The sequence below is a fragment of the Clostridium acetobutylicum ATCC 824 genome (genome assembly GCF_000008765.1).
Lineage (GTDB): Bacteria > Bacillota > Clostridia > Clostridiales > Clostridiaceae > Clostridium_S > Clostridium_S acetobutylicum.
This window is the reverse complement of record NC_003030.1, coordinates 1,165,905-1,179,841: the sequence shown is the minus strand read 5'-3', so window position 1 is coordinate 1,179,841 and position 13,937 is coordinate 1,165,905. Positions and strand designations below refer to the sequence as shown.

Here is a 13,937-nt window from a genome sequence, read left to right as displayed (position 1 = left end):
AGTTCATGGCTACTCATAAATTGCCATGAACTCTTTTCTTATAATAAACCTATAAAATCATCTACAAATTTATCGGCTTCGCTGAACTCTTTACTAGCAGGTACGAATTTAAACTTAAGACCATTGTCTGGAGTTTTAAACTTTAAGGACTTTAATCTATCCATCATCATAGGGACACCTTCTCCACTCCATCCATAAGATCCAAATGCAGCTGCTGCCTTTCCTCTATTAACTATAGGACATACTGATGAAAGAACATCCCATACAGGTCTTACAGCGTCTTGATTTATTGTTGGAGAACCAACCAAAACTCCATTAGCATCTGCTATCAATTCAACTATATCTTCCATTTTCATATCAGTTATCTCATGCACTTCTGCCTTTACACCTTTTTTATTTATATCCTCGCATAAATGTTTTGCCATGATACCTGTGTTTCCATAGGCAGTAATATAAAATATTTGAACGTTCTTCTCCTTAGGTTCCTTTTCTTTAGCCCACTCTCTATAAAGCTTCACACTTTCCTCTATATCATTAATATGAACTGGTCCATGGCTTGGAGCTATCATATCAAGCTTTAGATCTTTAATTTTATCTAAACCCATATTTACAAACTTCTTAAAAGGTGACATTATTACATCAAAGTAATATCTCATTTCTGGAAGATAATCTTCTCCACCCTCATCCTTTATGCTTCCATCAGGGCAATAGTGGCATCCCATAACATCACAGGTAAATAGTATATTATTTTCTTTATTATAAGTGAACATTGTATCTGGCCAATGAAGGTTAGGGGCAGATATAAATTCTAATGTATTTTTACCTAAATTAAGCTCCTTCACTTCCATAGCATCTAAACTATTAAATTCATCATTTACTATCTCTTTTAAATACATATTAGCTGCTTTTGATGAAACAACCTTAGCTTCTGGATACTCTTTTATCAATCTATACATAGAACCACTGTGATCTAATTCTGTATGCTGCACGACTATGTAGTCTACCTTTTTGTCGCCTATAACGCTTTTAATACTTTTTAAAAATTCATCATAAAAACCATCTTTTACAGTATCTATTATTGCAACCTTATCATCATTAATTAAATAAGAATTATATGTTGACCCTTTTTTTGTATTCATTATTATGTCAAACACTCTTAATTTTTGATCCTTTACACCTACCCAATATACATTTTCACAAAGCTTTTCAGCACTCATTTTAACTCCTCCTCAACACTAAATAATTATTTTCATTAATTACACCAAAGTTAACCTCAATTAAAATATAATTTATTAACAATTGATTACATTTTGTAACATACGTAAATTTATAGCTGCTTTGGTTTTTTTCTTTCGTATTATTATATATATATTATAACACAAAAATAAAATTATTCAATAATAATTATTAAATAATATAAATTATTATTTAATAAGGCTGGATTTTTTTCCCTTGAAAAAGATATATTCATAGTGCAGCGCTCTTGTAAGTGAAACATACAGTGTCTTCTTATCAAGTTCTGTATCTTTATAATTATCCTCACTGCAATTATAGATAATACTGCAATCAAACTCAAGTCCCTTAGTTATATACGACGGTATGACTATTTTTGTTGTTTCAAAGCTTTTATCATTTTCCCTTATTACTTTCCACTTATTTTTACTATATTTTCTTAGAGCGTCGTTAATTTTTTTGCACTCATCATAAGTTTTTCCTATAATCGCTATATTCTTCTTATCTAGTTTTTCAAGCCTTTCTACAATCTCATCTGCTCTCTCTACAAATTCCTTGTTAGTAGCAAATTCAATTACTTCTGGCTTATCACCATGTCTTAAAACAGGTTTTGCTGGTTCCAATTTTATATCCTGTTTCTTTAAAACTTCATTTGCAAATTCTATTATTTCCACTGTTGAACGATAACTTTGACTAAGTGCTACATAATTGAAATTATCTTCAAAAACATTTTTATTTATAGAAGCCCAATCATTTATTCCTTTATAGTAATATATTCCCTGCCCTAAGTCACCTACTATAGTAAAAGAGTTACTACTACATAAATTTTTTAAAGCTGAAAATTGAAATATACTGTAATCCTGTGCTTCATCTATTATTATGTGTTTAAAGTTAAATTTATCATTTCCTTCTATATTAAATTTTATATACAGCATTGCAGCTAAATCATCACTGTCAATTACCTTTTTCTCTCTATTTTGATTAAATTCTGATTTTATGTGCTTCCAAAGACTTTGTGATATCTTTCCTTTTGCCAGTTCATTGTATACATCTTTGCTATTAAAAAATCTATCCAGAATAACTGCTGTATCTGTATGCTTCCAAGCTTCAAAATAATTGTCCATTACAACTGGTGCATTTTTTATTATGTCATTTCTTTTATTGTCTCTTTCATCGTAAAGAGCTATTAATTTCTTTCTTCTCTCTACTCCGTCCTCCATATTCTTTTTTACTCTTGCAATATTATACTCGTATGTAAAAGAAATTTTATCACAAATGTTTATAATCTTATCCTTTATCTTAAGGTTAAAATACCTTTTTATTTCATCTTTTCTTTTATCTATAGGTAAATGTGACATGTCTTCACAAAAAAGTCTTCTTATTTCCTTCTTATCAAATAAGACATATCCCGCTATTTTAATATCCTCTACAACACTATCCTTTTCTTCAATTGTTTTTAGATATTTATCTATCATTTCCTTAAATAATAGAGAACCTTTAAAATTACTTGTTTTAATTACAAGTTTTTTATCTTCTTCATTTTTATCTTCAAATATGTATGCAAGTTTTTTATCCTTTGTATATACTTTAGATTTTATTCCTAAAACCTTTAAGGCTATATCCTCAAAAGTTTCTTGAACCACAGTATTAGCTCCAAGACTAGGAAGCACATCTGAAATATAATCCAAGAAAATCCTATTAGGCGCTACCACAAGAACATCTTTTCCACTTAAGGACTTATTATACTTATATATAAGGTAAGCTAATCTATGAAGTGCTACAGTTGTTTTACCCGAGCCAGCTGATCCTTGAACTACAAGTGCAGAATTTTTTTCACTTCTTATTATATCATTTTGCTCCTTTTGTATAGTTGCAACTACATCCTTTAACTTACTACTTACATTCTTTTCAAGATTTATTCTTAAAAACTCATCAACTAGATTATTCTCAGAACCACCTTGAGCTTTTAAAATTATTTCATTTATTGCATCATCAAAGGCATCCTTTAGTTTTTTATCCTGTATTAAAAATTTTCTCTTTAGATAAAGTTCCCCATCTACATAGCCTGAATAAATTTTATATGCAACCTTACCAGCAGTACCACTATAATATAAATCAGCAATAGGTGCTCTCCAGTCTATTATCTTTTCTTCTCCATTTCTGCTATCTCCTAGTCCAAACTTTCCTATATAATAGCTCTCAACTTCAGTTCTTTTTCTCTCTCTAAAATCAATTCTCGCAAAGTATGGAGTTACCTTAGCTTCATTGTATTTTTCAAGATTTTTATGTGTAATATTGTAAAGTTTTTCAGTTATTTCTAGTTCTTCACTGTACTTCCCCTTAGATTGTTTTTTTAAATCTACTATTTTGTTTTCAAATTCAACGTTATCTTTTTTTATTTCAGATATCTGATTTTCTATCCAATTTTCAGTATCTTTCAGTTTATCCTCTTCATACTTAAACTCTTTTTGTTCTATAGACAATCACATACACCCCTTATTTCCAACGCGAAAAACTACATTCATAGTTAAATATATAGTTAATATGGTAATAAGTCAACATTTGTAATCATTTTTGTATTGATAAATATCTAACAAAGATGTATATTATATTTAATGTATATACACCTGTATACACTAAAATAATTTACTGTATCTTGTTTACAATAAAAAAAGGAGTGTACTTATTAATGGATCAAAATTTAAAGGAACAAATATTAGAACTAAAACGCCAAAAAAACGCTATAATTCTAGCTCACTACTATCAAAGACCTGAGGTGCAGGAAATAGCTGATTTCATTGGTGATTCATATAATTTAAGTAAAATTGCCAAGGAAAACGATGCTGATACAATAGTTTTCTGTGGAGTTAAATTTATGGCTGAAAGTGCAAAAGTACTGTCACCTCAAAAAAAGGTTCTTCTACCGCAACCAAAAGCTGGCTGTCCAATGGCAGATATGGCAGATGCAGAAGGCCTTGCAGCTCTAAAAGCTAAGCACCCTAATGCAAAGGTAGTCTCGTATATAAACTCTTCAGTTGAGGTTAAAGCATTATGTGATACTTGTTGTACTTCATCCAATGCAGCAAAAATAGTTAAAAGAATAGATAGTGATGAAATAATATTTCTTCCAGATAAGAATTTAGGTTCCTATGTTCAAGAAATGGTGCCAGAAAAAAATATAATTTTATGGGATGGCTTCTGTAAAGTTCATAACATGATAATCCCAACAGATATAGAAGAAATGAAAAATAAATATGGCGATATGAAAATTCTAGCTCATCCTGAATGTTGGAAGCCAGTAAGAGATATGGCAGACTTTATAGGTAGTACAGGTGCAATGATAGATTATGCTGAAAAAGATACGACCTCAGATAAATATTTAGTTGTAACTGAAACAGGAATAATGTATAAAATGCAGGAAAGAGTACCTAATAAGACTTTTTATCCTCTAAGAAGTATGGTTTGTGTAAACATGAAAGCAACTCACTTAGAAGATGTTTATAATAGTCTTGTAAATTCTACTTTTGAAATAAATATAGAAGAAAACTTAAGACAAAAGGCACTTACTTCCCTAGAAAATATGTTAATACTTGGAAGGTGATTTATTTATGAATATTCAAACTGACGTATTAATTATTGGCACAGGGGTTGCTGGTTTATATTCTGCCCTCTCTTTAAAAAATGATATAAAGGTAACTATGCTAACAAAATCAAAAGCTTGTGAATGTAATACTTACCTGGCTCAAGGCGGAATATCAACTGCATTAAATAAAAAAGACGAGCCTCTATTTGTTGATGACACTCTAAGAGCTGGACAATATAGAAACATTAAAGAATCCGTTAAAATACTTGCTGCTGAATCTAAACAAAACATAGATACTTTAATAAACTTTGGTATGAAGTTTGATAAAAATGAAGACGGAAGTTTAAATTATACAAGAGAAGGCGCTCACAGCGTAAATAGAATAGTTCATAGTACGGATGAAACAGGAAAGGTAGTTTTTGAAACTCTTTATAATGAGGTAAAAAAAAGACCTAATATAGAGATTATCGAAAACATTCAGGTGTTTGACTTAATTTCTGAGGACAACATATGTTTTGGAGCTTCAGCACTAAAAAACAATACTATCTATACTTTTCATTCTAAAGCTACCATTTTAGCTTCAGGCGGTATAGGTGGTTTATTTAAAAATTCTACTAATCAAAGAACTCTTACTGCTGATGGAATTGCTATGGCTCTAAGGCATAACATAGACGTTCGCGACTTAAACTACATTCAATTTCATCCTACAGCACTTTATGATAGTAATACTCAAGAAAAAAAATTTTTAATATCTGAATCTGTAAGAGGAGAAGGCGGAAAACTATTAAGCATAGAAAACGAAAGATTTGTAGACGAGCTTCTCCCAAGAGATGTGGTTGCAAATGCTATTTATAAAGAAGAAGAAAAAGACAACAGTAAATATGTATACCTTGATATAACCTCTATGGATGCAGATTTTATAACTAAAAGATTTCCCGGAATATACAAAGAATGTCTTTCTAGGGGACTTGACATAACAAAAAATAAGATTCCTGTAACTCCTGTTCAGCATTACTTCATGGGAGGAATAAAAGTTGATTTTAATAGCTTAACTTCAATGAAAAATTTATATGCCTGTGGAGAAGTTAGCAGCACAGGTGTACACGGAGCTAATAGACTTGCTAGTAATTCACTTCTTGAGGGTCTAGTTTTTTCTAAAAGGGCTGCCGAAAATATAAATCATAGCATTTCCTTCATTGAAAGAAACGAAAAAAATGAGAACTTAACTTTATCTGATGCACTTAGTATTATAAAATGCAACAGAAATATTGTAATAAATAAATTTGAATCCATTTTGGGGGAAAAGAAAAATGAATTGGTCAACATTTGATGATTTTATAAAAAAAGAATTAATAGATGATGGTGCTTATAACGATATAACTACCAATGCAATAATAGAAGAAAGCTCTAAGAGCACTGCAGATATTATTGCAAAAGAAGATGGAATTATAGCGGGTATAGGAATATTTAAACGTGTATTTGAAATTTTTAAAGGAGCAGAAGCTGAATTTACTATTTCTGATGGCTCAAAGGTTAAAAAAGGTGAAATTATAGGCAGAGTTTTTGGAAGCACTCACTCCATTCTATCTGGAGAGAGAACTGCACTTAATCTTATGCAAATCTTAAGTGGTATTGCTACTACAACCTCCAATTTAAATAAACGCTTAGAGGGCACAGGGGTAAAGCTATTGGATACAAGAAAAACTACTCCCGGTATGAGACTTTTAGAAAAATATGCAGTAAAAATTGGTGGAGGATATAATCATAGATTTGGTCTTTCTGACGGCATTTTAATAAAGGATAATCATATAGATGCTGCCTATGGTATAACAAATGCTGTAAATCTTGCCAGAAACAATTCTTCTTTTGTAAGAAAAATAGAAGTTGAAACGGAAACCTTGGACGAGGTTAGTGAAGCTCTTAATGCTAAGGCTGATATAATTATGCTTGATAATATGGATGTGGAGACTATAAAAAAAGCTGTAAAGCTCATAAATAAAAGAGCTTTAATTGAAGTTTCCGGTAACATAACCTTTGAAAATATCCGTGAAAAAGCTGTACCAGGAGTTGACTATATTTCTTCTGGTATGCTTACACATTCCTTCAATGTCCTAGATATAAGCATGAAAAACTTAAGAAATGAAAAATAATACTAAAAGTAGTATAAAAAATCAGATAGATAATTATAAAAAAATGATCCATCTGATTTTTTTATAATTTTTAATTAAGGTATTCATTCAAGTCTTCAATTATACTTTTTAAAACTTTAGAACGACACGTATTTATAAAAAAATGATCTCCATCAAACATTCTCAATTTAAACTGATTTTTTGTTTGTAAAGCTAGTGCCTCCATATCTTTTTTACTTATAATCTTATCATTTTCTCCACACAAGGCTGATATAGGACACTCTAAGGGTTCTTCATTATAATAGTTGTAACCCTCTAAAACAGAAAAATCTGCTCTTAATGTAGGAAGTTTAAACTCAATTAATTCTCTATCTTGCCAAAACATATCTGGCATACCATTAAAGCTTTTTATGGCTTTTAAAAACAATTCATCAGGAAGATGACTTATATCCTTCGTATGATCATATAGCTGAGGTGCTTTAGATCCAGAGAAAAATAATATCTTTGGCGTTAACCCTTTTACTTTTCTTATTCTTCTAGCAAGTTCAAAAGAAATTAATCCACCCATACTGTGACCATATAAAGCAAACGGCTTGTCTAAATACGGAAGTATTTGGAGAACTAATTCATCAATAAGCAAATTAATATCATAAAATTTTTCATCCTTTATTCTATTTTCTCTTCCTGGAAGCTGCACAGCACATAATTCTATTTCCGGCGGCATGTATCTGCACCAACTTCTGTATGCTAAAGCTCCTCCTCCTGCAAAAGGTAAACAGAATAATCTCATTTTACAATCCTCTTTTACCTCTGGGGTCATTATCCAGCGGCTATTATGTATAACATTTTCCATATAACCATTACTCTCCTTTACACTTGGATTTCTTCTATTAATTATATAGTCATTATTAATATTAACACCTATTACTTTTATTGTAAATAAATTAATATATATACAAAAATAATAGTTTATCATGAAAATTTCATAATAAACTATTATCCTTAAAATGCTATTTAATTAAATATGTGATACATTTCTTTATACACAATTTCTTTTTTAGTTATGTACCTATCAATATCTATTGAGAATTTTTCCAAATGAAGCTTCTTATCAAATTTATTTTCTTCTTTTAATTTTTCCTTTATAGCCTGCTCTTCTTCCTTAACATTTAACCTAGTCAAAAATGGTGGAAGCCAACTTTTCTTATTGAATTTAAGATATTCGAACTTAACTATTTCCTCTAATACATCATTTTCTTTTTTTAGAATCTCTTTATTAAAATCCAAAAAAACTTTATAGTATTCACTTGCAGATATACTTCTATTAAAATATCCTTTATGATAAAAATACTCTGAAAGCTTGTAGTAGAAATCAAATGGTGTTTCAAAATCAGAAATCAAAAATTCAACTATATGATCAAACTTTCCTGTGTTGTAATATTTATCTACCACAGAATCCACTCTTTTAAGTATGCTTATTTCCTCGAAGCTTATATCTTTTGTTCTTAAGATTTCATACGGATGATATGGCGAATAGGACATTCCCCACTTCTCTGCCTCTTCTCTCATTGAAGATCCCTTTAAGAGCTTTAAAAATCCAATCTGAAGCTTTTCTGGACCTATAGAGTAAACATCATTAAATGAGTTCTTAAAGGAATTAAAATCCTCACCAGGAAGCCCTACTATTAAATCCAAATGCTGATTTATATTTTTTCCCTCTTCAAGCTTCATTACTATTTCTTTTATATCTTTAAATTCTATGTACCTATTTACATTTTTGAGAACTTCATTATTAGTAGATTGAACTCCAACCTCAAATTGGAATCTCCCTTTAGGGGCGTTTTTTAAAAGCTCAATTTCATCCTCTGTTACAATATCTGCCGTTATCTCAAAGTGGAATACAGTTTCTGTATCAAGCTCCATCAAATACTTCCATATTTCCATAGCAAACTTAGGATTTGCATTGAAGGTTCTATCTACAAATTTAACTATCTTTACCTTTTTATCAGCCAAAAACTTAAGCTCTCTTTTAACTCTGTCTGGATTTAAAAAGCGCACTCCTCTTATAGTGGAAGAAAGACAATATTTACAGTTAAATGGGCACCCACGAGAAGCTTCATAATAAATTATTTTATTTGATAGGTCATCTTCTTCATTGTAGGGAAATTCAAGCAAATTCATGTCAAGAGCTTCTCTTTGTCCTCCATAAAGTATTTGATTTTGACACTTGCTATATACTCCCTTTATCTTAAGATCTTTTCTATCAAATCCATTTTCAAGTTTCCATTTTAAAAACTCTTTAAAACTTTCCTCTCCTTCTCCTTCTATTAAAAAATCAGCAGAACTATTTAATAAGACTTCCCTGCAGTCAAAAGATACCTCCGGTCCTCCATAAAATATCTGTATATTTTCATCAACTCTTTTTATTAAATTACTTAATTTATCTACATACTCACCATTCCATATGTAACATGAAAAGCCTACTATATCAGGCTTTTCATACATTATCTCCTCGAATATTCTCTCAAGCCTATCGTTAATAGAAAACTCCCTTATCTTAATTTGCAAGTCTAATTCCTTTGCGTATGCCTTTAAATATCTCACTGCCAAGTTGCTGTGTATAAATTGAGAATTTATTGCTGTAAGAAGTACTTTTTTCATTGAAATTACCTTCCTTTTTCTCTGCTTTTATGTAATACAGGTCATTTGAACATTTCACATCTATAATTTTAAAATACTGAGACATCATATTGCAAATTTTTTTGCAAGAATTATTAGAAAGTACATTAAAATCATTTACCTCTATGTCTTTTATTTTTGCACCAGGCAAAACTATTCGAATACTCCTCCTAAAAGTTTGAAATATACTTTTATCAACGTCCCACAAATATAGAACGGCATTATCTTTCATGAAGCTATACATGTCCCAAAAAAATTTCTTTTTATCTCTATCCGTTCTTAAGTCCTTAAGTGAAAAAAAAGAAACACAGCTGTCATAGGAATTTTTACCTATATATTCCCTCTGTTCTCTTCCTGAAACGTAGTTTACATCTGAAATATTTTTATTTTTCTTTTTGCATAGTTCATACACTATTCCATAATTTTCACTACCTACATCTAAAACATTCCCATGTAAAACCTCATTTTCTAAATTAATAAATAATCTTTCCATAAATAATACCTCCTATATATTAATATATAAATATAGATATTATTTTTTATCTTAAAATAGTACATAAAAATGAAAAAATATAGGGTATTTAATTTAAACCCTATATTTTTTTATTTACATTACCATTTCTGATGTACTATGGTTTTTGTATATAACCTCATATTTCTCGTAATAATCCATCATTAAGCCAGCTGTGCTCATTTGAGCTTGACATATAATATAATTCGATATTGCATCATACCTAGCTTCTTTATCCTTTATAGTAAAACACTTATTATAAATTTTATTTGCAACTTTTGCATTCTTTCTTATATAATCTCTTGTATTATCACTTCGAATTATTTCATCTGCTTTCATAAATCTATATCCAGATAAAAACTTTTGTATAATCCACATTTCAAAGTTTCTGTGGCTATTTAAAAGTCTGTTGTTAACATGCTGCGGGACAGTTGAATCCTGAATTATGTGGCACGCTGCTCCAAGATAAAATAGAGATTTTTTCTTATCTCCTGCTCTTAGATAGTTTAAAGACATATTATAATATTTTTGAGCTTCATCTACTAAATTAGAAAATCCATATAGTCCTCTTCCTTTTTCAAAATCGAAAAAATGATTTGTTGACTTAAAATCCTGATCTGCCCAAACCGTTCCTTCATTTATAGCTTCAATATTATCACTGAAAAACTTATATTGCTTTGCTTTTCTTTTATTTTTTAATATTTCTACTGCTAGAGAATTTATATATTTATGAATAATGCATGTTGTTTTTATAACTTTCTTTTTAACTGGATTTATGACAAAAAATATTCCTCTAATGGTCTTACCATAAGTACTCTCAAATTTCTTTTTCATACTTTTCCCCCTAGTTTTTCTTAAATCCAAATATAATTATTATTAAAGATGATACACCCATTATACATATAAGCGAATATATAATCTTTTTATCGACTAGAATATTTTCATTTGAAGCGCCCTTATATACTTGTAGCAAACACCCCTCCTTTGAATCTAAAATATACATTCCATCATCAAAAATGTGCATTGCATTGACAAACGATTTATTAGTAAAGTGTACAAATTCATCTTTTACACTTCCGCTAATTTTTATTATGGAATTATCATTTTTATCATACACAAAAATACAATTTTTTATCCCTAAAACTGAATTTTTATCCACTGTAAGAACTCCAAGGCTTCCTACCTTATCATATTCATAAAGTGGGGCTGGAGGGTTTATGTTTGGAACCTTATCAAGCAGTCTTTTATTTCTATTTTTAAATTTTGGAGAATCTACAGGATCACCTCCGCTGTAATCCGGCCAACCATACCATTTATCTTTATCTATTTCATATATATAATCATTATCTCCTTTAACGGGTCTTACTCCTCTATCTTCCATACCTCCTACCGCTGCTATTAGCTTTCCACTTTTATCAAAATCCATCCCACTAACATTTCTTATTCCCCAGGCAAAGGTTTCAGCTGCTTTTGTATTAATATTATAAATAATAATTGAACCATTTCCCGGAAAATGCCCTGGAATTATTTGACCTTTGATATTGGGTGTATTGTACGGAACAAATGCCCCTGTCATTTCGTCTCCAAAATTAATTCCTTTTAAGGTTATGTTTTTAGGAGTAACATCAAAAGTATATGGATTTTCTTTAATCCACTTATTATCCTTTCCCACAACTCCATTATTTGTTGATGAACCGATGGAGGCATATAGATATCCATTTCTTATATTTATAAAAATATCTCTATAATCACCAAAGTTAGGTATGTCATTTACTATTTTCACAAGCTTTTTAGTTTTCAAATCATAATAACTTATATCATGATTGGATGAAAAATACAGCTTACTATTATAATACACCATACACCTTATATTTTCATCATTACTCTTTAATATGTTCTCGGTTTTTCCATTTCTATATATTGCTTGTATACCACTCTTATAAGCCACATAGAAATTTTTATTCTCATCTTCAGTAAAATCAACAGCATTACTAACACCTTTAAATTTTATAAGATACTTCACATTATTATCTTTACATTTAACAGTATATCCATTATGTATATATTTATATATGATGCTAATTGCTGCAAATACAAAAACAATAAATATGATACATTTTAAAATTTTTTTCACTTTATCCTCCTAAAATAAAATCCTCTCAATTCTAAATATATTAACAATATTAAACTATATTCATATTTGATTTTCACATAGTGGCATATATTTAATATAAGTATACATAAATATTATTTGTGATAGTAATTTTAAGGAGAGTGTTTATGAAACTAGAACGTTTTTATAGGGATACAATACTGCTGACAATGTCAAACTTTGCTACTGGAATCTTAAAGTTTATATTTTCAGTTATATTATCTGAAAAACTTGGCGCTGAAGGTGTTGGTCTTTATCAACTTATTATGCCTGTATATGATCTCTTTTGCTGCCTTGTTTGCGGTGGACTTAACATAGCTGTATCAAGAAAAGTTGCTATATTATCTGGAAAAAATGATTACTCTAATGTAAATTCACTTATTAAAATTAGCTCCTTATTTTGCTTTATTTGGTCTTCCTTAGTAGCTGTAATTTTATTCTTCAACTCAAGGTTTATTTCTAATTCTTTTATTAAGGACATGCGTTCCCTATACTCCCTTGAGTTAATTTGTCCAGCCTTAATTTTTGTTACAATATCTGCTATTCTTAAAGGATATTTCTATGGCATATCTAAAGCCAAGGTACCTGCGTACATAGATATATTAGAAAAAGCATCAAGAGTTGGCATAGTAATTGCAATAATTAACATATTCATGCTAAAAAGCATTTCTAAAACTGTTACTGCTGTTTATGGTGTTTTAAGTTTAGGAGAATTTATAAGTTTAATAGCCTTATATATAGCTTTTTTAATTTACAGAAGAAATCTTCGCCCTGTTTATTCTGATAGAGAAAGCTCAGGTCAGCTTATTTTTGATGTATTTTCAGTTTCAATCCCTTTATGTATAAATAGTTTTGTATCTTCACTACTTGCTGCTGCCTCAACTCTTATACTTCCTGTAAGGCTTGTACATGCTGGTTTTTTACACAGTGAAGCTCTTTCATTAATCGGAAAATTTTCAGGGATGGCCTTAATTGTAACTTCCTTTCCTGTTGTAATTATTGTGGCAATGTCCACAGTTTTAATCCCTGAAATTTCTCAAAATCTAAACAAAAGAGATTATTACAGTATTGAAAAAAGAGTTACCCAAGTTCTAAAAATTTCATTTTTTTTAGGAACAATTACTATGATAATAGCTTTGAGTATTCCAAATCTTCTGGGAAAGTTGTTTTTTAGCAGAAATGATTTAGGTAATTACATAGCAGCTTCTGCTCTATCTGTTCCTGTTGATTATACCTCTTTTGCTACATTTTCAATATTAAGTGGTCTTGGAAAGCAAAATAAGCTTCTTATTAACTCTCTTATAGTTTCCATTGAACAACTCATTCTCCTTTATGTTTTAACAGGAATACGATTTATAAATATTTACGGATATGCTATAACTTTATTTGTGACATGTTTAACTGCCTATATATTAAACATGAAAGAAATTAGAAAAGTTTGTTACATACGCTTTTCCTTTGTAGACATGTTTATAGATACTCTACTTTGCATTTTAGTGTACCTGATATTATCCATATTAAATAACATTGTGCCAAATAGATTTATACTTCCTAAAACTCTGTTTATTATTATACTTGGTTTTGTTTTATTCACCTTCGCAATTACAAAAATTAAAGATAAATTAAAATAAACTTATACACCTTATCATG

General features: G+C 29.7%; 11 protein-coding genes. 4 read left to right on the top strand and 7 right to left on the bottom strand.

What is annotated here, in order from left to right:
- Window positions 1–38 precede the first annotated feature (38 nt).
- Complete coding sequence (locus CA_RS05460; protein ID WP_010964345.1) at window positions 39–1,217, bottom strand: FprA family A-type flavoprotein; 1,179 nt, start codon at window positions 1,215–1,217, stop codon at window positions 39–41.
- 207 nt (window positions 1,218–1,424) lie between these two features.
- Window positions 1,425–3,716: an RNA polymerase recycling motor HelD gene (helD, locus tag CA_RS05455; protein WP_010964344.1), complete on the bottom strand. Its 2,292-nt coding sequence runs from the start codon at window positions 3,714–3,716 to the stop codon at window positions 1,425–1,427.
- Between the two features lie 206 nt (window positions 3,717–3,922).
- Between helD and nadA the strand changes: the two genes are divergently transcribed.
- The 3 genes from nadA to nadC are packed head-to-tail and all read left to right on the top strand — an operon-like array spanning window position 3,923 to window position 6,966.
- The gene (nadA, locus tag CA_RS05450) at window positions 3,923–4,834 is read left to right on the top strand and encodes a quinolinate synthase NadA (protein ID WP_010964343.1); all 912 of its coding nucleotides are present in this window, start codon (window positions 3,923–3,925) and stop codon (window positions 4,832–4,834) included.
- 7 nt (window positions 4,835–4,841) lie between these two features.
- Complete coding sequence (locus CA_RS05445; RefSeq protein WP_010964342.1) at window positions 4,842–6,146, top strand: L-aspartate oxidase; 1,305 nt, start codon at window positions 4,842–4,844, stop codon at window positions 6,144–6,146.
- Window positions 6,127–6,966 (top strand): carboxylating nicotinate-nucleotide diphosphorylase, encoded by an 840-nt coding sequence (gene nadC, locus CA_RS05440; RefSeq protein ID WP_010964341.1) that lies wholly within the window; start codon window positions 6,127–6,129, stop codon window positions 6,964–6,966. Before CA_RS05445 ends, nadC begins: the two co-directional genes overlap by 20 nt.
- Window positions 6,967–7,036: 70 nt before the next feature.
- Here the strand turns inward: nadC and CA_RS05435 are convergent, their stop codons facing one another.
- From CA_RS05435 to CA_RS05415, 5 genes are all read right to left on the bottom strand, one after another.
- Window positions 7,037–7,798 carry a thioesterase II family protein gene (locus CA_RS05435; RefSeq protein WP_010964340.1) on the bottom strand — a complete coding sequence of 254 codons (762 nt, stop codon included), beginning with the start codon at window positions 7,796–7,798 and terminating at the stop codon, window positions 7,037–7,039.
- A 161-nt stretch (window positions 7,799–7,959) separates the two neighbouring features.
- Window positions 7,960–9,606, bottom strand: a complete 1,647-nt coding sequence (locus CA_RS05430) for a B12-binding domain-containing radical SAM protein (protein WP_010964339.1) — start codon at window positions 9,604–9,606, stop codon at window positions 7,960–7,962.
- Complete coding sequence (locus CA_RS05425) at window positions 9,503–10,117, bottom strand: hypothetical protein (RefSeq protein ID WP_010964338.1); 615 nt, start codon at window positions 10,115–10,117, stop codon at window positions 9,503–9,505. The genes CA_RS05430 and CA_RS05425 overlap by 104 nt, the downstream gene beginning before the upstream one ends.
- A 114-nt stretch (window positions 10,118–10,231) precedes the next feature.
- Window positions 10,232–10,969: a phospholipase C gene (locus CA_RS05420; protein ID WP_010964337.1), complete on the bottom strand. Its 738-nt coding sequence runs from the start codon at window positions 10,967–10,969 to the stop codon at window positions 10,232–10,234.
- A 10-nt stretch (window positions 10,970–10,979) separates the two neighbouring features.
- Window positions 10,980–12,269, bottom strand: a complete 1,290-nt coding sequence (locus tag CA_RS05415) for a PQQ-dependent sugar dehydrogenase (RefSeq protein WP_010964336.1) — start codon at window positions 12,267–12,269, stop codon at window positions 10,980–10,982.
- A gap of 146 nt (window positions 12,270–12,415) precedes the next feature.
- Here CA_RS05415 and spoVB point away from each other — a divergent pair, with 146 nt between their 5' ends.
- Window positions 12,416–13,918, top strand: coding sequence for a stage V sporulation protein B (gene spoVB, locus CA_RS05410; protein ID WP_010964335.1), 1,503 nt, complete (start codon window positions 12,416–12,418; stop codon window positions 13,916–13,918).
- Window positions 13,919–13,937: the final 19 nt, after the last annotated feature.